The 19,259-nt window shown below is 61.8% G+C and carries 19 protein-coding genes and 1 pseudogene; 12 read left to right on the top strand and 8 right to left on the bottom strand.

All coding sequences use genetic code 11. The features are described 5' to 3' along the window. Positions 1 to 154: 154 nt before the first annotated feature. The 3 genes from BX592_RS05130 to BX592_RS05140 form a co-directional block, all read right to left on the bottom strand. Positions 155 to 796 (bottom strand): response regulator, encoded by a 642-nt coding sequence (locus BX592_RS05130; RefSeq protein WP_134190583.1) that lies wholly within the window; start codon positions 794 to 796, stop codon positions 155 to 157. A 181-nt stretch (positions 797 to 977) separates the two neighbouring features. Continuing rightward, positions 978 to 1,688 carry a response regulator gene (locus tag BX592_RS05135; protein ID WP_134190584.1) on the bottom strand — a complete coding sequence of 237 codons (711 nt, stop codon included), beginning with the start codon at positions 1,686 to 1,688 and terminating at the stop codon, positions 978 to 980. A 156-nt stretch (positions 1,689 to 1,844) separates the two neighbouring features. Next, on the bottom strand, positions 1,845 to 2,477 hold the full coding sequence (locus BX592_RS05140) for a response regulator (protein WP_134190752.1): 633 nt from the start codon (positions 2,475 to 2,477) through the stop codon (positions 1,845 to 1,847). Between the two features lie 706 nt (positions 2,478 to 3,183). Between BX592_RS05140 and BX592_RS05145 the strand changes: the two genes are divergently transcribed. Then, complete coding sequence (locus BX592_RS05145; RefSeq protein ID WP_134190585.1) at positions 3,184 to 4,146, top strand: hypothetical protein; 963 nt, start codon at positions 3,184 to 3,186, stop codon at positions 4,144 to 4,146. Here the strand turns inward: BX592_RS05145 and BX592_RS35120 are convergent. Next, positions 4,144 to 4,575 (bottom strand): annotated as a pseudogene (locus BX592_RS35120) (hypothetical protein); the annotation flags it as partial. The gene BX592_RS05145 and the pseudogene BX592_RS35120 sit on opposite strands and share 3 nt — an antisense overlap. A 405-nt stretch (positions 4,576 to 4,980) precedes the next feature. Here BX592_RS35120 and BX592_RS05150 point away from each other — a divergent pair. From BX592_RS05150 to BX592_RS05175, 7 genes are all read left to right on the top strand, one after another. Continuing rightward, positions 4,981 to 5,730 (top strand): c-type cytochrome, encoded by a 750-nt coding sequence (locus tag BX592_RS05150; RefSeq protein ID WP_134190586.1) that lies wholly within the window; start codon positions 4,981 to 4,983, stop codon positions 5,728 to 5,730. Continuing rightward, a complete protein-coding gene (locus BX592_RS05155) occupies positions 5,727 to 7,046 on the top strand; it encodes a c-type cytochrome (protein WP_134190587.1) in 1,320 nt (439 codons plus the stop codon). Before BX592_RS05150 ends, BX592_RS05155 begins: the two co-directional genes overlap by 4 nt. A 119-nt stretch (positions 7,047 to 7,165) precedes the next feature. Next, the gene (locus tag BX592_RS33715; RefSeq protein WP_166676302.1) at positions 7,166 to 7,339 is read left to right on the top strand and encodes a hypothetical protein; all 174 of its coding nucleotides are present in this window, start codon (positions 7,166 to 7,168) and stop codon (positions 7,337 to 7,339) included. Positions 7,340 to 7,348: 9 nt separating this feature from the next. After that, a complete protein-coding gene (locus tag BX592_RS05160) occupies positions 7,349 to 7,918 on the top strand; it encodes a cupredoxin domain-containing protein (RefSeq protein ID WP_134190588.1) in 570 nt (189 codons plus the stop codon). Beyond that, on the top strand, positions 7,905 to 9,524 hold the full coding sequence (locus BX592_RS05165; protein ID WP_134190589.1) for a b(o/a)3-type cytochrome-c oxidase subunit 1: 1,620 nt from the start codon (positions 7,905 to 7,907) through the stop codon (positions 9,522 to 9,524). Before BX592_RS05160 ends, BX592_RS05165 begins: the two co-directional genes overlap by 14 nt. Then, complete coding sequence (locus tag BX592_RS05170) at positions 9,521 to 10,321, top strand: c-type cytochrome (protein WP_134190590.1); 801 nt, start codon at positions 9,521 to 9,523, stop codon at positions 10,319 to 10,321. The genes BX592_RS05165 and BX592_RS05170 overlap by 4 nt, the downstream gene beginning before the upstream one ends. A gap of 181 nt (positions 10,322 to 10,502) precedes the next feature. Further along, on the top strand, positions 10,503 to 11,306 hold the full coding sequence (locus BX592_RS05175) for a bestrophin-like domain (RefSeq protein WP_134190591.1): 804 nt from the start codon (positions 10,503 to 10,505) through the stop codon (positions 11,304 to 11,306). A gap of 62 nt (positions 11,307 to 11,368) precedes the next feature. Here the strand turns inward: BX592_RS05175 and BX592_RS05180 are convergent, their stop codons facing one another. Then, the gene (locus tag BX592_RS05180; protein WP_134190592.1) at positions 11,369 to 12,274 is read right to left on the bottom strand and encodes a LysR family transcriptional regulator; all 906 of its coding nucleotides are present in this window, start codon (positions 12,272 to 12,274) and stop codon (positions 11,369 to 11,371) included. 137 nt (positions 12,275 to 12,411) lie between these two features. Between BX592_RS05180 and BX592_RS05185 the strand changes: the two genes are divergently transcribed. Beyond that, positions 12,412 to 13,155 carry an SDR family oxidoreductase gene (locus tag BX592_RS05185; protein WP_134190593.1) on the top strand — a complete coding sequence of 248 codons (744 nt, stop codon included), beginning with the start codon at positions 12,412 to 12,414 and terminating at the stop codon, positions 13,153 to 13,155. A 213-nt stretch (positions 13,156 to 13,368) separates the two neighbouring features. Here BX592_RS05185 and BX592_RS05190 read toward each other — a convergent pair whose 3' ends face one another. Further along, positions 13,369 to 13,854, bottom strand: a complete 486-nt coding sequence (locus BX592_RS05190) for a c-type cytochrome (protein WP_134190594.1) — start codon at positions 13,852 to 13,854, stop codon at positions 13,369 to 13,371. Positions 13,855 to 14,318: 464 nt separating this feature from the next. Between BX592_RS05190 and BX592_RS05195 the strand changes: the two genes are divergently transcribed. From BX592_RS05195 to BX592_RS05205, 3 genes are all read left to right on the top strand, one after another. Continuing rightward, positions 14,319 to 14,690, top strand: coding sequence for a BON domain-containing protein (locus tag BX592_RS05195; RefSeq protein WP_134190595.1), 372 nt, complete (start codon positions 14,319 to 14,321; stop codon positions 14,688 to 14,690). A gap of 317 nt (positions 14,691 to 15,007) precedes the next feature. Then, complete coding sequence (locus BX592_RS05200; protein ID WP_134190596.1) at positions 15,008 to 15,973, top strand: LysR family transcriptional regulator; 966 nt, start codon at positions 15,008 to 15,010, stop codon at positions 15,971 to 15,973. Positions 15,974 to 16,348: 375 nt separating this feature from the next. After that, positions 16,349 to 16,873 carry an RNA polymerase sigma factor gene (locus tag BX592_RS05205; protein WP_134190597.1) on the top strand — a complete coding sequence of 175 codons (525 nt, stop codon included), beginning with the start codon at positions 16,349 to 16,351 and terminating at the stop codon, positions 16,871 to 16,873. A gap of 146 nt (positions 16,874 to 17,019) precedes the next feature. On the opposite strand, the gene BX592_RS05210 is transcribed toward BX592_RS05205, so the two are convergent. Continuing rightward, complete coding sequence (locus BX592_RS05210; RefSeq protein WP_134190598.1) at positions 17,020 to 17,535, bottom strand: single-stranded DNA-binding protein; 516 nt, start codon at positions 17,533 to 17,535, stop codon at positions 17,020 to 17,022. A 93-nt stretch (positions 17,536 to 17,628) separates the two neighbouring features. Then, the gene (locus tag BX592_RS05215) at positions 17,629 to 18,819 is read right to left on the bottom strand and encodes an MFS transporter (RefSeq protein ID WP_341803393.1); all 1,191 of its coding nucleotides are present in this window, start codon (positions 18,817 to 18,819) and stop codon (positions 17,629 to 17,631) included. Positions 18,820 to 19,259 lie beyond the last annotated feature (440 nt).

The raw sequence follows: 19,259 nt of genomic DNA on the forward strand, positions 1-19,259 counted from the left end.
ACGAATGATCGATGGGCGCGCCATGCCCGGCTATGGGCCGGGCGCGACCGCAGATTGTCGAATCGATGTCGGACCAGGTTAATCGGACTACTCTTAAATGAGTGATTCATGGAAACGCCCACCTGACTTCACTCGACGATCGCTGATTCAGTCATCAGGTCAGGCCAATTTGCCTCGCATACGCAATCAGACTGGATTCACTGTCGAGCCCCAGCTTGCGCATCGCATTGCGTTTTTGCGTACTGATTGTCTTGCCGCTGCGCGCGAGCCGTTCGGCAATCTGCTGGATCGTCATCCCTTGCGTGTACATCCTGAAAACTTCCCACTCGCGCGCGCTCAATACGGCAGCGCCCGGCTGTCGAGCGGCAGCGTCGCCGATCGCCTCCAGCGCGCGCTTCGACAGAAAAAGACGGCCCGTGTAGGCCGCATCGATGGCTGAAACCAGCGAAGCGGTCGCGTCGCGTTTGTCGACAATGGCCGCAACGCCCATATGCAGCAACCCGGCCAGCGTCCTCGGTTGATGAATCATCGTCAGAATGACGATCGGCACGTGCGGCACGAAGCGCAGCATGCGCCGCAGAAAGAGAATCGCATTGCTCTCGCCGTCAATGCCCGGCATACCGATGTCCGATACAACGAGGTCGCACGGACAGGTATCGAGCAGCTTTGCGAGCGCGAGCGTATCCGCCGCAACGCCCACCACCGACATATGGGCAACGCTGTCGAGCAGCCGGCTCACACCCGCGCGGATACTGCTGTGATCGTCGGCGACGATAATCCGGATAGTCTGATTCATCTTTTTTCTTCTGTGACGGTTGGGCAGTCCCCGCACGATGTGCTTCCCCGGGACCTGCCCCCCTGTTATGCCGGCGTCGCGCCGTGCCGCGTCTCGCTCGCTGTCCGGCACCCTGCGTCGGGCAGCCGACGCAGGGTGATCACGCGGGTGCGACAGTCTGTGGATGCGATCGATGCGAGGCCTACGTCCGCTCGCCCCCCACGACGCTGTGTTCGACACGTTCGCCGGGAATCACGCCATGCTCGACCGCGAATCTGAAGAGATCCGCATCGGTGTGTAGCGACAGCTTGCGCATCGCCGTGCACTTCTGCGCGCTGATCGTCTTCACGCTGCGACCGAGCCGGGCCGCAATCTCGGTGACGCCCAGGCCCGACGCATAGTGCGTCAGCACTTCGAGCTCGCGTCGTGAAAGCATCTGCCTGACGTAGTCAAGCCTGCGCGCGATCGTTGCATCGGCGAGCAGTGTGCGAATCGCAGGACCGAGGTAGCACTCATGCGCGAGCGCGGTGATGATCGCGACATGGATCAGATCGATCCGGTCACGCTTGCTGACAATCGCACCGACACCAAGCGCAATGACTTTCTGCAGCGCCTCGGCTTCGGTTTCCATTGTCAGGACCACAAGGACGACTTGTGGGAATCGCTGCCTGAATTCGCGGACCATTTCAAGGCCGTCGCCATACAAGCCGCCCGGCATGTATAAATCCATGACAACCAGATCGCACGACACTCGCCCAGCTTCGGCGAACAACTGAGAAGAATCTGTCGCGCGTCCTACGATTTCCATGTTGGGATACGTCGACATCAGATTCTCGATCGCCAGTAGCACGAGCGGATGATCGTCGGCAATGATCGTTCGGACTGACGCCGTGATGTCGTTCCTGGCATTCATTGAAAGAGCTCCTTTTGATCTATGTCCTAAGGCCAAATTGAGGAGCGATGGCTGTACCCGGCGAGAATTGAACACTTGTCGCCAGACAGACATAAGATTGCTCCGAAATAGCGAAGAAAACGTACAAGCACATTCGATCGAAATTTGGGGACGCGGTCACGTAAGACCGTGTGCACGCACAAATGCAAACAGCCCCGGATCGTTGCTTACGCCAAGCTTCGCCATCGCATCGCGTTTTTGCCGGCTGACCGTGCGCACATCGCGGCCGAGATGCTGTGCGATCTCGGAGATCGAGTGGCCGCGCACGAACATGTGAAGCACCTCGGTCTGACGTGGCGACAGATCGCGCATCGACGACATGCGTGGCGTCTCGCCGCTTGCCGCGGTCAGCGCCTCGATCACCGAGCGGCTGACATGCGCGCGCCCCGCGCCCGCCGAGCGAATCGCGGCGGCCAGTTCGTCCATCGATTCGATCTTGTTGAGCATGCCGAGTACACCCGCGGCGATGATCGAACGCAGAATTGCCGTATTCGTGAGGCTCGTCAGCACGACAATGCGCACCTGCGGCCAACTGCTGCGAATGCGCCGGATGAGACGCAGACCGTCTTCGGCATCGCCCGATTCGTTCGGCATGGCGAGATCGGTGACAAGCACGTCACACGCGGTGGTTTTCATCACCTCGAACAGCGACGATGGACTCGTCGCCTGGCCGACGACGTGTACGTCACCGTGCTCAGCAAGCGTGGCCTCGATGCCGAGCAGAACGAACGGGTGATCGTCCGCCAGAATGACTCGTAGATTCACGGATGCTCCCTCGGTATTTGTTTGTTGTTTGTGTTCCGGACGCCCCCGTTCGCGATCGCGTCGCGAACGGGGGGGTTCGACATTGCGGCCTGCTGGACTTTCATCCAAAGGTGCGTGCAACCGATGGCGCTTGAAAAGCTGTAGCGGCAACAAAAGGCGTGCGGGAATCGAAATCAAAACATGACGCGTAGAAATTGAGAATCAGAGTGTTCCGAATCGTCAATGATTCGAAAGAAACCAATAAAATAACCGATAAGGATTACCAAGTTAACCAATTTAATTTCAGATTCCCAATTTTCATTTTTCCTTGAAGGAAGGTCTGAAAATTCCTGGTGATTGTTCTGAAACAATCTGTCACCGACATCTGATCGCCGCAAGAAAATCGGGCGCAATGGCATATTGTCTTGTCGATTCTTATCAATGCCTCAGTCTGAATGATTCCGGACTAAGCATGAATCTGCATCGCAGGACCACTGTGGCAAGGGATCAACCACTGACGGTGTAATTTCAGGAATTTCTTATTTGATGAATTGTTAAACCAGACAAGACTTCCGAATGCAATGTTTTTGTTTGATTTATTGCTCGGCAGGAGGTCCCGGTGTCAGGTTCGATGCGAACAGATTGTCGCGTATCGGACGTCACGCCGACCGGCCCAACGTCAGGGTCAAAATCGCGCACCGGATTGCTTTGCGTGCTCGCCGCGCTGCTGGCGGCAACCGGCGTCGGCTACGCACAGCGCGCGGACGCGCAGGAGTTTGCGCTATTCGGTGGAGCGTTGACGGGCGCCGGTTCGCATACGTACTCGTGGGCATTCGACTATCACGAAGGGCTCGGCAAGTACGCGGCACTTGGCATGACATGGCTCAATGAAGGGCACTTGCCCGGTCACCATCGCGACGGCCAGAGCATCCAGTTGTGGGGCCGGCTACCGCTCGCGGACCGCCGCATCGTGCTATCCGCCGGGGTCGGCCCTTACCGTTACTCCGATACGGTGTCGAGCCGCCCGAACGGTTTCATGAACAACCACGGCTGGGGCGCATTGATGAGCGTGCGCGCCGCGTACTACACATCGCATCGCTGGATATTGCAGGCGCAACTGAACCGGGCGCAGATAGGCGGCGGCCCGAGCACGTCCGGCATCCTGCTCGGCATTGGCTATCAGCTCGACGCGCCCGACGAGCCGGGACCGCGCGACCTCCCGCTGGCACGGAAAGACCGCGTGACGAGCAACGAGTTCGCCGTGCTCGCGGGCGAAACGATCAAGAACAGTCTGAATTCGGAGTCGGGCTTTTCGACGAGCGTCGAGTACCGGCGAGGCCTGTTCAGGTACGTCGACTGGAGCGCGACGTATATGCATGAAAACGTCCCCGCGGCGGTGCGGCGCAACGGACTCGGGTCGCAGCTCTGGCTCACGCGTGCGTTCTTCAACGAACGCCTGACGCTCGCGGTCGGAGCGGGCGCGTACTACGCGATCGACGTGTTCAACGAGCCTGGCTCCGAAGGCATCAAAGGCACGATATCCGGGCTGGTGTCCCTTTCCGCGAGTTACCGACTCAGCAAGCACTGGCTCACACGAGTCACATGGAACCGGGTGGTCACGCGTTCGAGCCTCGACGCGGACATGATCCAGGCGGGCATCGGCTACCGGTTCTGACGGATTAACGCTGCCGCCCAGCAATCCGATTGCGAGCAGGCCTCCGGCAAGTGCGGCGATGCCCGGCACATGAGCGCCGTGCGGCACCGCGAACCCCGCCATTGCGGATAACGCCGCGCCGGTCGCGGCAAGTCCGGGCAGCAGCACGCGACGATCGCCCCAACGGTCGGTCAGCATGCCCCACGACAGTTCGCCAAGCGCGAGACCCAGCCCCGCATTGGCCAGTTGATAGTCGTTGCGCAGCACAGTACCGCGATCGCCGGGGTGCCGGGGAACGCGGCCGCGAAAGCTCGCGTTCGCGGCAAAGCCCGCATCCAGTACTTTCCATCGGTGCACATCCCGTGCGCGCGGACCTTCACAGACCTGATTCGCACCGCATCGCAACCTCCACAAAAGGCATTGACAGGGGCGATCGTACGGGGCGAGCATCTATCGGAAAAGCGGGACTATTGAATGCCGGATATCGGAGAATCCGAAACATCGCGCGCGTGCGAACATTGGCTTGCCTGCACTACCGCCAGTCAAATCTCATCTGATACCAGCGCGCATCGGCGAAAGCGCGCGCGTCACGCCGACGCGCGCCGCGTTCGCGCGGCTCTTTAACTGATACCTGAGCCAGGTCTCGACTATCGGGCATGTCACGCCGATGACGACACCAAACATAAAGCAGCCACGCGTTAGATCCAGATCAAGGTACCTTCGTTGAAAGCGTCAACGATGACACGTATGATGAGCGAACTCGCAGTAGCAGGTTCACCGCAATAGCGGAGTTTCTGCAAGGGCAACAACGAAAAGCAGTCCAGAAACCAACCCTAACTACCTACGAGGAATGTCGTGCGTCGCGGAACTGTCGGCTTATCGGTCGTGCTATTCCTATGCCTCGTGCTGGCGGACGCGGCCTTGCCGGCTAGTGCGGCAGAAACGGGCAGCCCGGCCGCAACCGCAAGTCCGTCAGCGTCGATGCCATCCGCAATGGACGAACGGATGCACGCATGCACTACGTGTCATGGCGTCCAGGGCCAAGGCCGCAACAATGACTACTTTCCTCGTATCGCCGGCAAACCGGCCGACTATCTGTTCAATCAATTGATCGCATTTCGCGACGGCGGCCGCACCTATGCGCCGATGGGTTATCTGCTCGCGTTTCTGCCCGACCCCTACCTGCACAAAATCGCTGAATACTTTGCCGCGCTGCAGCCGCCGTATCCGAACCCGGACACGCAGCCCGTCTCCGCCGCCGTACTCGACTACGGCAAGAAGCTGGTGACGCAAGGCGATCCATCGCGCAAGCTGCCTGCGTGCGCAGCTTGCCACGGCGCGCGGCTCACCGGCGTGCAGCCCGGTATTCCAGGCCTGCTTGGCTTGCATGCGAGCTACATCGCAGGACAAATGGGTACATGGCGCTCCGGCACGCGTCACGCGATCGCACCCGATTGCATGCATGCAATCGCGATCAAGCTGACCGACCGGGACATCACCGCGGTATCGAGCTGGCTCGCGCGACAGCCGCGGCCGGCTGACCCAACACCTGCGCCGAAACAAACCGGCAGGTTGCCGATGGCATGCGGGAGTCAACCGGAATGAAGCCGATCTCATTCGCGCTCCGCATCGCCGTCACCGCCGCGACCTTCGCATGTGCAGCAGGCTTTGCGCACGTACCGTTCGTCAGCGCGGCCCACGCCGCCGAAGCCACGGCGCCCGCTACCGCTGCAGGCAAGCCCGCCGGCACGCCGGACACGCGTCCGGAGATCGTGATCCGCGGCGAGTACCTCGCACGTGCGGGCGACTGCATCGCCTGCCACACCGCGCCGCGCGGCAAGGAGTTCGGCGGCGGCCTCGCGATGGAAACGCCGTTCGGCACGCTGTTCTCACCGAACATATCGCCTGACGTTCAATACGGAATCGGCAGCTGGAGCGCGGACGCCTTCTTCAACATGATGCGCACCGGCAAAGGGCCCGACGGCAAGCTGATCTATCCGGCGATGCCGATCGCGCAATACACGAAAGTCACGCGCGAAGATTCCGATGCGATCTTCGCCTATCTGATGTCGGTGCCGCCGGTAAGACAACCGAACCGGCCGCACGAACTGCGCTTCCCGTTCAATCACCGCGATCTGCTGCTTGGCTGGCGCTCGCTGTATTTCCGCGAAGGCGAGTTCAAGCCCGACCCGACGCGTTCGGTCGAATGGAACCGCGGCGCGTATCTGGTCGAAGGTCTCGGCCACTGCACGATGTGCCACACGAAGATCAACCTGCTCGGCGGCTCGTCGCGCGATAAACAGTTCGCCGGCGGGCTGATCCCGGTGCAGAACTGGTATGCGCCATCGCTAACGTCGGACAAGGACGGCGGCCTCGGCGACTGGAGCATCAAGGACATCGTCGATCTCTTGCAAGCGGGCATCTCGGATCGAGGCGCAGTGTACGGGCCGATGGCCGAAGTGACGTACCACAGCCTGCAGTACCTGACCGAAGACGACCTGAAGGCGATGGCGATCTACCTGAAGTCGCTGCCGGATAGCGATCCCGGCCGCAAGACCGGTCCGTCGGCGAAGGCCGATCCGAAGATATTCGCCAAAGGCCAGCAGATCTACGCGGACAAATGCGCGACGTGCCACGGCGCGAACGGCGAAGGTCATCCGCCGCATTACCCGCCGCTCGCGGGCAACCAGTCAATCGAAATGGACTCGGCGGTCAACCCGATTCGCATCGTGCTGAACGGCGGCTTCCCGCCCGGTACGCGACGCAACCCCGAGCCCTACGGCATGCCGCCTTTCGCGCAGGAACTGAACGACGCGGATCTGGCCGCGGTGGTCACCTTTATCCGCACCGCGTGGGGCAACCATGGGCTGCCGGTGACGCCGAAACAGGTCAACGAGTTGCGTAACGCGCCGCTGCGCTGAACGCGCGCGATGCGCGGAAGCGTTGCACGCGCCGCGAAAGTCGGCCAGCAACGCACAGACATCGGGCGCCGCATGCGCGTGACTGCCGCACCGAACTCTTGCATCGGGAGATCAAGTAGATGGATGTCAACGAACCCACCAGCGCCGGCGCTTCCGATGAAGACGTCGAGCGCATCGTCGCCGCCGGACCGGGCGGCGCGATTGCGCTGGCCGGTGTCGCCGTGCTCATCGTGCTGGCGATCTGGATCGGCTTTTACTTTCTCGTATTCCTGCCACGCGGCGTCATCCAGTAACCGCCAACCATGTCGAGCCAACCTTCCGATCATCACGGTAACCACTCTGTCGAAGAACGCGCGGAGCGGCGCTGGGCGTGGTTCGCCGGCGGGATTATCGTGTTCATGCTGGTCGTCGTGGTGTTCACCGGCCTGCATTGGGCGATCATGCCGCCATCGCGCGTCGAGACCATCGATCCGTCGCGGCTGCAAATCTCCGGCGAATTCGTCGAGAGCAATCTTGGCAGCGCGGTCGAGCCTGACGGCTCGGTCGTCGTGCGCTTTATCGCGCAGCAATACTCGTTCACGCCGCAATGCCTGCTGGTGCCGGCCGATACGCCGATCAAGCTGCGCACGACGAGCGCGGATGTGGTGCACGGTCTGCTGGTGTCCGATACGAATATCAACACGATGGTCGTCCCCGGCTATGTGGCGACGATGAATACGCGCTTCGACCAACCTGGCGAGCACCTGATGCCGTGCCATGAGTTCTGCGGCGTCGGTCATCAGACGATGTGGGCACACGTGAAAGTGATCGACAAGGCCGCCTTCTTCGAGCAGGCACGACAAAACCGGAGACTCAGCTGTGTTGCACGCTAGGCGACTCATTCTTGCGCATTTCTGGCTCGCGTTTATCGCGTTCATCATTGCGCTCTTTCTCGGCGCGTGGCAAATGCTGGTGCGCAGCCCGCTGCATCCGTGGCTCGGCCAGCCGGAGCTTTACTACCGTTCGGTGACCGAGCACGGCACGGTGATGGCTTATGTGCTGCCGACGCTCGTCGCGATGGGTTTCGGTTATGCGATCGTCGAACTGGCGTTAAAGCAGACACTGATCGGCATCAAGTGGGCGTGGACCGGCTTTATCCTGCTCGCGATCGGCGCGGTGGCGGCGACCATTCCGGTCGCGATGGGCCGCGCGTCGGTGCTGTACACGTTCTATCCGCCGATGGTCGGCAATCCGTTCTACTACATCGGTGTCGTGCTGGTGGTCGTCGGCTCGTGGATCTGGGTCGCGCTGATGCACGTGAACATGCGCGCGTGGAAACGCGCGAACCCCGGCAAGCCGGTGCCGCTTGCGATGTTCGCGAATGTAGCGGGCGCGTATCTGTGGGCATGGACCGCGGTCGGCGCGGCAGTCGAAGTACTGTTCCAGATCCTGCCGGTCGCGCTTGGGCTGAAGTCGACCATCGATGCGGGTCTGGCGCGCGTGCTGTTCTCATGGACGCTGCACGCGATCGTCTACTTCTGGCTGATCCCCGCGTATATCGCGTACTACACGCTGGTGCCGCGCGCGATCGGCGGGCGCCTGTATAGCGATTCGATGGCGCGCATCTCGTTCGTGCTGTTCCTCGTGTTCGCGATGCCGATCGGCATTCACCATCTGTTCGCCGATCCGCAGGTCGGTCCGGGCTTCAAGTTTATCCATGCAGTGTTCACCGGCATGGTGTCGGTACCGACGCTGCTCACCGTGTTCACGATCTGCGCATCGGTTGAAATCGCAGGCCGGCTGCGCGGCGGCAAAGGCGCGTTCGGCTGGCTCACCGCGCTGCCCTGGCGTAACCCGATGATGCTGGTGATCGCGTTCTCGTTCATCATGCTCGGCTTCGGCGGCGCCGGCGGGCTGATCAACATGAGTTATCAGCTGAACGAGTCGATCCACAACACACAGTGGGTCACCGGTCACTTCCACCTTATTTTCGGCGGCGCGATCGTGATCATGTATTTCGCGATCGCCTATGAACTGTGGCCGCAACTCACCGGCCGCGTGCTCGGCCATGTCGGACTGATCCGCACGCAGTTGTGGCTGTGGTTCATCGGCATGATGGTCGTGACGATTCCCTGGCACTACGTCGGACTGCTCGGTGCACCGCGCCGGATGGCGTACTACGACTACAGCGCGCCGGGGATTCAGGCGCAGGCGGTATGGGTCGCGATGTCGGCATTCGGCGGACTCATCCTCGTGATCTCCGGCCTGATGTTCATCTATATCCTGGTGAAGGGGCAATTCGGTCCGGTTGAAGAACCGAAGACGTTTGGCTTTAGCGTGCCCGTGCATCCGGTCAATCGCGTGCCCGCTGCGTTGAACGGCTTCGGCCTGTGGGTCGCGCTGATGATCGGCCTGACCGTCGTCAACTACGGCGTGCCGATCGCGCAGTTGCTGGTGCTGCCGTCCGTGCCCGCCGTGGCGGTAGGAGCATCGCGATGAGCGAAGAACGTGTGTTCAGCTTCCGCAACCGCTGGTTCACGGTGAGCGTTGGCTGTACGGTCGGGATCGCGATCGCTTCGATACTGATCGGCTTTATCTGGTTGCCCTCGAGGCATCCGGACTTCACAGGCGGCGGCTTGTGGGCCGAGATCTGCCGTGCGGCCGGCGTGCCGCAGTCGTGGTTCAGCGGCTCGGCCGACATCGAGGGCCCACCGCCCAGCTATGTGATCGTGCTGCCGCCGCTGCGCCGCACACGTGCCGATCAGGCGTCGATCGGTCGCGGCGCGACCCTCGCGCAAAACTGCTCGATGTGCCACGGCGTGCAAGGCGTCGTGATGGTCACCGCACCGGTGATCGCTGGCCAGTTCGCGGATGCGATCTACAAGCAACTGCGCGATTATCAGACCGGCAAGCGTCCGAACTCGATCATGCCGCCGATTATCCGCAATCTGAACGACCGCGATCTGCAGGATCTCGCGGCCTACTACGCATCGCTGCCGCGGCCGGGTCCGGCAGAAACAGGCGGCACCGAAGATCGCGCGATCCGCAGGCTCGTCAACGAGGGCGACCCGATGCGCAATATCGCGCCATGCGCGGCGTGCCATGGCGAGCGCGACCGCAAAGGCGCGGCGCCCTGGCTCGGCGGCCAGTCGTCGGTTTATCTGGCCGGACAGTTGAGGCTTTTCGCCAGCGGCCAGCGCCGCAATGACATCAACGAACAGATGCGCAACGTCGCGCGCAATATGACGCCGGAGGAAATCGACGGCGTCGCGAAGCTCTACGCGGCACGGCCGTGACGACGCGCTAACGCCAGGCGCCCAGGAAGACACGCATTGCACGAGACGCCCGATCGGCGCAGATTGGCGCTCATTGCCATCGATTGCCGCTTACCGCCGGACGGATCGCGCCCACCCGCACTGCGCTTGGCGCTAGAGCCCGCACTGCCGGCGCGGCGGTCCGCGCAACGGAGCCCATCGGATGCAGGAGATCACGTCAGCGCTGGTCGTGTTCGTTGTGCTGCTCGTCGGCACCGCGATCGGCTGGTTCGTCAAGCCGCTTCTGCCGGAAGAACACAAGGCGCATGAAACCGTGCAGCTGATCCAGCTCGTGATGGGCATGCTCGTGACGTTCGCGGCGCTGGTGCTCGGCCTGCTGACCGCGTCGGCGAAGAGCGGCTTCGATACGGTCGGTAGCGACTTTCGCGTGTATGCGTCGGATTTGATCCAGCTCGATCAGACGTTGCGCGAATTCGGCAAGGAGGCGGACCCGGTGCGTGCGCTGTTGCGCGTCTATACCGCGGAAGCGATCGCGTCGACGTGGCCCGGTGAACCCGCGCCTAAAGGCGATTACTATCCGAAGCGGGCATTTCCGTCGACCGGGTTCAACCAGCTGGAAAGCCTGGAACTCGGCGATATGCTGAATGCCGCAACCACCGAGGCGCGCAATCTGCGCGTGCAAAACCCGGCTCAACAGCGCGCGCTCGTGCAGATCATGAATCAGTTCGATTTGCTGACGGCCGCACGCTGGAAACTGCTCGAGGAAGCGCATAGCTCGATCTCGCGGCCGTTCCTGGCCATGCTCGCGTTCTGGCTGTTCGTGATCTTCCTGAGCTTCGGGCTGATCGCGCCACGCAACGCGCTCGCGCTCGTGATGATGATGCTTGGCGCGATCTCGATTGCGTCGGCGATGTACGTGATCGTCGATCTCGATACGCCGTTGACCGGGCCGCTGATCGTTTCCAGCCAGCCGATGCGCGACGCGTTGTCTCATCTGAATCGGTAGGTGCGCTTGCCCGGCGGGCGACCTGCGCGACATACGTGACGCATGAGCTGCGAAATCAGCCGTTATGGTCCGCGCGTTGGCTCGCCCGTCTCAAACACTTCCCGCAGCCAGTCCGCAAAGGCCCGCACGCGCGACGACAACTGCCGGTTCTGCGGATAAAGCACCGTCACCGGCATCGGCGGCGGCGCATGTTCCGGCAGAACGATTTTCAACGCGCCGCGCGCGAGCTCGTCGGCGATCCGGTAGCGCGGCACCTGCACCATACCGAGGCCGGCCAGCGCCGCTCCTGTGTAAAGGTCCGCCGACGTCACCGCGACGATCCCGCCGATGTTGATCTCGGTGACCCGCCCGTCGACGGTGAACTCGAGCGGCATCGGGTTACCGGTCGCGCTCGATACGAAATTCACCGCGCGGTGTGTGCGCAGTTCGTCGAGACTGCTCGGCTCACCATACGCAGCGAGATACGCAGGACTTGCGACCGTCACCTGCTCGAGCCGCGCGAGGCGACGTCCGACCATCGACGAATCTTGCAGCGTCCCCGCGCGCAGCACGCAATCGACGCCTTCGCGCACCAGGTCGACGAAGCGGTCGTCGTCGGCCAGATGCAGTTCGATGCCCGGATAGCGGCCGAGAAACTGCGGCAACGCCGGCATCACGAAAAAGCGCGCGAGCGTGCCTTGCAGGTTCGCGCGCAGCAGTCCCTTAGGCGCGACATTGCGAAACGAGCCTTCCGCCTCGTCGAGGTCCGCGAGCAGGCGCAGGCATCGCGCGTAATACGCTTCACCGTCATGCGTCAGACGCACCGAACGGGTCGTACGCTCGAGGAGCCGGGCGCCGAGCCGTTCTTCCATCCGCTTCATCAGATTCGTGACCGTCGCCCGCGGTATCTGGAGGTCGTCCGACGCGCGCGTGAAGCTTTGCCGCTCGGCGATCCGCACAAACACCTGCATTTCCTGAAACCGATCCATATGCGTGCTCCGTCGCGTCACGTCCGGCGTTTGTTGAAGTAAATGGAATTGTAATGCCGAAACGCGATGGATTATCTCTGCGGACACTTCATTCATGATTCGTTTCACCCGCTCACCACTTTCGGAGGATACGAATCATGAACGCCATCAAAAACGAAAAAGTCGCTCTCATCACGGGCGCCGCACGCGGCATCGGCGCGGCCGTCGCCTGGCGGCTCGCCACCGACGGGTTCTCGATCGCTGTCAACTATGCAACGAGCGCGACGGACGCCGAGGCGCTGGTCAACGAACTTCGTCAGGAAGGCACGATGGCGATCGCCGTCAAAGCCGACGTCGCGGATCCGGTCGACGTGCGCCGCATGTTTGACACCGTCGAAAAGGAACTGGGTAAGGTCGACGTGCTCGTCAACAATGCGGGCGTGATGACAGTCACGCCGCTGAGCGACACCACTGACGAAACCTTCGAACAAACGATGAACACGAATGTGCGGGGCACGTTCAACACGATGCGCGAAGCATGGTCGCGGATTGCCGAAGGCGGCCGCATCATCAACTTCTCGAGTACGTCAATCGCGCTGAACAAGCCGGGCTACGCGCTCTACAACGCATCGAAAGGGGCGGTCGAAGCGCTCACGCGGGCGTACTCGCAGGAATTGCGCGGCCGTAACGTCACGGTGAATGCCGTCGCGCCAGGTCCGATCGGCACCGAGCTGTTTTATAAAGGCAAGACCGAAGCGCAGATTCAGGCTTTCGCGAATATCCCGCCGCTGCAGCGCCTTGGCCGGCCGGATGAAGTCGCCGCGGTCGTCTCGTTCCTCGCGGGCCCGGATGGCGGCTGGGTAAACGGGCAAGTGTTGCGTGCGAACGGCGGTGCCGCGTAAGCCGCGTCGGCGAGCGGTGAATTTTCGGCTTGCAGGTTGCCGCACGCATGGACAAACCCCGCCCACGGGCGGGGTTCACCTGACTATGCCGCTGCGACGTGCGACGTCAAATAGTTGCGCGCGAAACGATAGCCGTATGCCGACGCCCCATTCCAGCAAACGACGCTCGAAGGGCGCCTTCAGACGACAGCGAACGCGCACACCGCGCATCGCTCAATTGATCGAATGTAGGTACGCAGCGACCGCGCGCGCATCGTGTTCGTTCAACCGGTAATCCGGCATCGGCGGATGCGCGGTTCCGCCGCTCGGCGTATGGCCTGTCTCGAGAAAGGTGATGAGTTGCGCCTCGGTGTAGCCTGCCGGCAAGCCCGCAATCTTGACCGAGCGACTGACCCAGCCCGGCGGGGCCGGAGGTTCCGGCGTAATCGGAAGATCCGCGCCATGCAGGTCTTCGCTCGCGATGGGCATGCCGTGCGCGTCTTTCGGCGTGTGGCAGTCGATGCACATGCCGACACGGTGAACAATGTAGTCGCCATGTGCAATCAGCGCGCTTTGCGAATCGACAGGCGGCTTCGCGAAAGCGGCGGCGGGACACCACAGCGCAAGCGTGGTCAGTCCGGCGGTTAAGCCCGCGGCTAGTTTCGGGGTGAGCCCATTAAGCGCGCGGCGCAGCGCGCGCGTTGAATCGTTGTCCGTCATCTCTCCGACCTCCAAAAGGTTCGTCAGGTGGGGTTCATAAGCTGGAGTTCACGAGGTGCCGCGGACACATGCCCGAAGCATCGTGGGATCAGAAGACGTGAGAGGACAACGAGGCCTTCGCGCGTGCCCGAATCTTCTACGCGTCAAAGCGGGACGTCACCGCCACCCCGAAAACAATCGTCGAATCGGATTTATTCCGTACGCTTAATCGACGTTTCCGCGGGCTAATCAGGCAAGCAAAACCCATCGGGTTTGCTTCGCTTTACCGGTCAAGTGGTCGCGACTGACCGCGCGCAGCAAGCGCGATGCATTTAACGAGAGACGCGCGCATACTCTGTTTGCCGCCAGGCGATATGCGGCAAATTGGTCTTGCATTAGTGCGGCGATTGCCTATTTTTATTTTTGTTTGTGTTTTTCCGATTCGTCACGCGGGCCCCCCCAAAAACCGAGACAAAGGAGCGGTCATGAACGCAATCGATCTGTTGAAGGTGATGGTTGTTGCAGGATGTGTGGCAGTGACGTCGACCGCCTGGTCGCAGCAGTCGACCGATACGACGGCGAATCCGCCGGCCATGACGACAAGTGATGCGAAAGCGGTGAAGCAGGCGAACCGCCGGCTCGGTCGCGACGTGCGCCGTGCATTGGCCAAGGCACAAGGCTTCGACGTATCCAACGTGTTCGTCAGGGCGCGCGACGGCAACGTGACGCTGACCGGCACCGTGCCTGAGAGCGGCCAGATCGCCCAGGCCGCGACAGTCGCGCAGGGCGTGAACGGCGTGAAATCCGTAACGAACAAGATCACGCTCGGCATCCGCAGAGGCGGTGGCGGAAATTGACCGACGCTCGCTGGCCGGTGCGCGACATCGGCTTCGTCAGATGGATGGAAAGACCCCGCGGCGACGCGGGGTCTTTTTTTTGGCCTCGCCCCCATCGCCGCGGGCGTGACGTCATGAAAGCGAGGACCGGCACAGCCCCCTAATATTACTAATACATTACATTAACCAGCGATCAACCCGAATCGCAATGGACCCCGGAATAAAACACGCATCAGGCTGTTCTCCGTTCAATAGGCCACTTTGCGGCCGACTCAAACCACAATAAATCCGGGGACCGCGTTGACCGGACGATCCTTGGCACCCATTCAACCGGCACCATGCCTACTAGTCCACCCCGTTTAAATTCCGGCCTGCTACACGCGATACGTCTATTCGTGCGCGTCGTCGATGCGCGCAGCTTTACCGCTGCCGCTTTACAGTCAGACTTGACCCCGGCGCAGGTCTCGCGGATGGTCGGCGAACTCGAGCAACGTCTCGGCACCAAGTTACTGCATCGCAATTCTCGCCACGTATCTTTGACCGGTCCGGGCGAACGTTATCTGCTCAAGTGCCGGTCGATCCTCGATCTGGTCGATGAAGCGGAAAACGAAGCCCGCGACGCGGCAACGCGCCCCGCCGGCACGCTGAAGGTGTCGTGCATGTCCGGCTTCGGCCGGTATCATCTGTTGCCGTTGCTGATGGACTACCTGCAGCGTTATCCGGATGTGAAGGTCGAATTCTCGACGCGCCAGAACGCGCCGGATGTGCTCGCCGAGGGCATCGATTCGAGCGTCTACTTCGCCCAGGAACTGCCGCACTCGACGCTGGTCGGCCGCCGGGTCGGCGGGATGCGCGGCATGCTGTGCGCGCGGCCCGATTTTCTCGCGCGGCACGGCACGCCGTCGCACCCCGAAGATCTGATGACGTACAGTTGCCTGAAGCTCGTCAACATTACGCGCGACTGGCAATTGACCGACGGCGATTCGACGATCACGCTACCGGTGTCCGGTCCTTTCAAGGGTGATTCGACGGATGCCGTGTTGAGCGCGGCGTTGAGCGGACTCGGCATTGCGTTGCTGCCGCCTTGGGCGATCATCGACAGCCTGAACAGCGGCCAGCTCGTGCCGGTTCTGCCGCAATGGCGCACGCCGGAGATCGGCGTCTACTCGCTTATCTCGTCGCGACGCTATTTGCCTGCGCAAACCCGCGCGTGGATCGACCTGATTGCGGAGAAGCTACCGGTCGCGCTCGGTCGCGATGAGCTGGCCATCATGAGGTTTGTCGCCACGTCGACTGAAGTCTGACTGTGTGTGTGCTCGCCTGAAAACGCATATCAGCATTGCAGCCGCGGAATGGTGAGTCTTCATCGATGTCGAGTCGAGCATTGGCCGCGTGATCGCTCGCATCCGCGAGGTTCGTTACGCGTCATGCAACGTTACCTTTCGTTGATCATGGTGTTGAACTGCTTTCGCAGTCTTTAACATCGGTCACAAGTCGCGGGTGGTCTATCCAGTGGACAACGACCCCGTCTTACTCAATACAAAATCCTTACTCACACCTGTTGCTTCACAAGGTCCGGGCGATTCGCGTAAACCGCGGATGGCTTTGTCGGTCGCGAGGTTTGGAACCCGATCGAGACACCGGCGCGGAATCGACGCATGCAAGGGAGGCACTGACGTATGGTCAACCAGGATACTTTGACCGGCATCGAGTCGTTGCCGCGCATCTGGGCGTTCGCGCTGCGCCTCACCGAGCAGGAGCGGGACGCCGAACGTCTCGTGGTGCAGGCATGCCGACGCTTCACGACAGGCGACTGGAGCCGCAGCGCGTCGCGCTGCCTGGGCCCGATGCACCGGCTCTTTTCGATTATGGCCGCCGTCTGGCTTGAAGAAGGCTACGCGCAGCGCCATGCGCGGCTGCGGCCTCTTAAAGGCGATTGCACGTGCGACGGATCGTGCGAGCAGCTTGCGACGAGCTGCGCACATTGCCTGTTGCGGCACGCGGTCAGCTCGCTGCCCGACGCGCAGCGCGTACCGATGCTGCTGGTGCTGGTCGAAGGCTTGAGCTACGCGGAAGCGGGCGATGTGCTGGCGATGTCGAAGAACGAGGTTGCCGATGTCGTCGCGCAGGGCCGTGCAACGGTCGCGGGAGCGCTGAGCAAGCATCGGCAATATGGCGTCGCCTGGCAATCCGAATTGTGCTGAGCGGTTGTTGACCAATGCCGCGCGATCGGCGCGGCATCGCCCGACGAAGGAAACAACAAAAGGCCGGAACCATCTCATCGATGGTTCCGGCCTTTGTGTTTGTATTGATGCCGCTGTGTTCGCCGACTGAGCGGCTTGCGTCGGGTTTAGAACGGGATATCGTCGTCCATCTCGTCGAAACCACCGCCGGCCGGCGCACTTGGCCGGCTCGCCGCGCCGCCGCCGCTGCGCGCAGCGCCACCACCGCCCACCGCGCGCCCGCCACCACTGCTACGCTCGGCAGGCTCACGGCTATAGCCGCCATCATCACCGCCGCCGCCCGCACCACCGCGACCGCCCAGCATCTGCATCTGGTCCGCGACGATTTCAGTCGAGTAACGGTCGGTGCCGTCCTGCGCTTGCCATTTGCGCGTGCGAATGCGGCCTTCGATATAAACCGACGAGCCTTTCTTCAGATATTCGGACACAATTTCCGCGAGCCGGCCGAAGAACGACACGCGATGCCACTCGGTCATTTCCTTCATTTCACCGGACGCTTTGTCCTTATACCGGTCGGTCGTGGCAAGGCGAATGTTCGCCACCGCGTCGCCGCTCGGAAGATAACGGACTTCCGGATCGGCGCCGAGGTTGCCGACGAGAATGACCTTGTTCACGGATGCCATAAGATTCTCTCCTTCCCTGTGTCGATCGGAGTTCGCGCTTCAGCGCTTACCCCGGTCCCATACGATGTATCGATTCCGTCGCGGGCGGCGTTGTCAAGCTTTGCGCGGAGGCTGCTTCATGGTTGCGGCGATTATAAGCCAGCAGAAAACGAGCCCCGAACACGCGTAAAACACCGCGCTCGATCCATCTGTTTTCAGCAGCCAGCCACCGATCACACCACCAAGCGCGAGCCCGATCGACTGCGTTGTGTTGTAGACGCCCATCGCAGCCCCCTTGCGGGTGCCGGGCGCGAGCTTCGACACCATCGACGGCTGTGACGCCTCGAGAATGTTGAAGCCCAGAAAATAGACGAACAGGATCGCCGCCACGATCGCTATGGTATGCGGTGCAGCGCCCAACAGTAACTGGCCGATCAGGATAAGAGCAATCGCACTGACCAGTACCGTTTTCATCTTGCCGCGCTTCTCCGCGGCGATGATCGCGGGAACCATCATCACGAACGACAGCGCCATCACCGGCAGGTACACCATCCAGTGCGAGCGGACCGGCAGGCCGTTCGCTTCGAGGATGCGCGGCACGACCAGAAACAGCGCGGTCTGCGTCGCATGCAGCACCAGCACACCGAAATTGAGCCGCAGCAACTCGACGTTGTGCAGCACCTCGGCGAATGGCGCGCGCACATGCACCGGCTTCGGCGCGTCGGGCACGCCCCACAGCACGACGCCGACCGCCAGCACGGAAAACACGCCGATCAGCGCGAACAGGCCGCTCATGCCGACCCAGTGAAACACAATCGGCGCGCCGATAATTGCGACCGCGAACGAGATGCCGATACTGCCGCCCACCATCGCCATCGCTTTGGTGCGATGTTCCTCGGAAGTCAGGTCCGCGATAAACGCGATCACCGCGGACGACACCGCGCCCATCCCCTGGATCACCCGGCCGACGATGATCCACGTCATGTCATGCGCGAGCGCGGCAACGAAGCTGCCGAGCGCGAAAATCAGCAGGCCGGTCGCGATGACCGGCTTGCGGCCCACCTTGTCCGACACCCAGCCATAAAAGATATACAGCAGCGATTGCGTGACACCATATGCACCGAGCGCGATACCAACGAGCAGCACGTTGTCGCCGCCGGGGATCGTCTTCGCGTAGACCGAGAACACCGGCATGATCATGAACAGTCCGAGCATGCGCAACGCGAAGATCGACGCAAGCGCCATGGTCGCGCGCAACTCGGACGCGCTCATGCGTGGGGAAGTGACAGACGGATTGGAAGACATCGACGGAGATACTCGGATGAACGTGCGGGTGCGGATACCGATACAAGCAGGGATGCAAGCGCAGCTGACAGCGTCGCGGCCTCGCCGGCTAGCAGGTTACGGCGCCCGGATTCATGATTGATGCCGTTGCCGCTGCTGTGCTGATTTGCCGCGCTTTCTGCTACGTCTGTTGCCACGATTTGTTTGCCGTAGTCGTACTTTGGCCGCGCTTTTGCGATGTCGACCGCTCGCCGGGCCGCAATGGACTGCATGCTACTTTCAGTCGCTACTTTCAGTCGCTGCTTTCAGCTGCCGCTTTTAGCCGCTGCTTTCGGTCGCTTTCTTCAGGCGTGTCGTTCACGCATGGTCGAGCCACCCGTTCCAGATTGGCCGCACATTCCGCCCTACTGCTGCGCCGTTGGCGCGCTTGCGCAGGCTTTCGGGCACGATCAGGTCGCCGT

The organism is Paraburkholderia rhizosphaerae, assembly GCF_004366595.1.
Lineage (GTDB): Bacteria > Pseudomonadota > Gammaproteobacteria > Burkholderiales > Burkholderiaceae > Paraburkholderia > Paraburkholderia rhizosphaerae.

Coding starts and splice junctions, on each gene's coding strand:
- BX592_RS05195 (WP_134190595.1), top strand. CDS start 14,319: ATGAACGCAATCGATCTGTTGAAGGTGATGGTTGTTGCAGGATGTGTG.
- BX592_RS05190 (WP_134190594.1), bottom strand. CDS start 13,854: ATGACGGACAACGATTCAACGCGCGCGCTGCGCCGCGCGCTTAATGGG.
- BX592_RS33715 (WP_166676302.1), top strand. CDS start 7,166: ATGGATGTCAACGAACCCACCAGCGCCGGCGCTTCCGATGAAGACGTC.
- BX592_RS05160 (WP_134190588.1), top strand. CDS start 7,349: ATGTCGAGCCAACCTTCCGATCATCACGGTAACCACTCTGTCGAAGAA.
- BX592_RS05130 (WP_134190583.1), bottom strand. CDS start 796: ATGAATCAGACTATCCGGATTATCGTCGCCGACGATCACAGCAGTATC.
- BX592_RS05180 (WP_134190592.1), bottom strand. CDS start 12,274: ATGGATCGGTTTCAGGAAATGCAGGTGTTTGTGCGGATCGCCGAGCGG.
- BX592_RS05200 (WP_134190596.1), top strand. CDS start 15,008: ATGCCTACTAGTCCACCCCGTTTAAATTCCGGCCTGCTACACGCGATA.
- BX592_RS05170 (WP_134190590.1), top strand. CDS start 9,521: ATGAGCGAAGAACGTGTGTTCAGCTTCCGCAACCGCTGGTTCACGGTG.
- BX592_RS05155 (WP_134190587.1), top strand. CDS start 5,727: ATGAAGCCGATCTCATTCGCGCTCCGCATCGCCGTCACCGCCGCGACC.
- BX592_RS05185 (WP_134190593.1), top strand. CDS start 12,412: ATGAACGCCATCAAAAACGAAAAAGTCGCTCTCATCACGGGCGCCGCA.
- BX592_RS05205 (WP_134190597.1), top strand. CDS start 16,349: ATGGTCAACCAGGATACTTTGACCGGCATCGAGTCGTTGCCGCGCATC.
- BX592_RS05175 (WP_134190591.1), top strand. CDS start 10,503: ATGCAGGAGATCACGTCAGCGCTGGTCGTGTTCGTTGTGCTGCTCGTC.
- BX592_RS05135 (WP_134190584.1), bottom strand. CDS start 1,688: ATGAATGCCAGGAACGACATCACGGCGTCAGTCCGAACGATCATTGCC.
- BX592_RS05210 (WP_134190598.1), bottom strand. CDS start 17,535: ATGGCATCCGTGAACAAGGTCATTCTCGTCGGCAACCTCGGCGCCGAT.
- BX592_RS05215 (WP_341803393.1), bottom strand. CDS start 18,819: ATGTCTTCCAATCCGTCTGTCACTTCCCCACGCATGAGCGCGTCCGAG.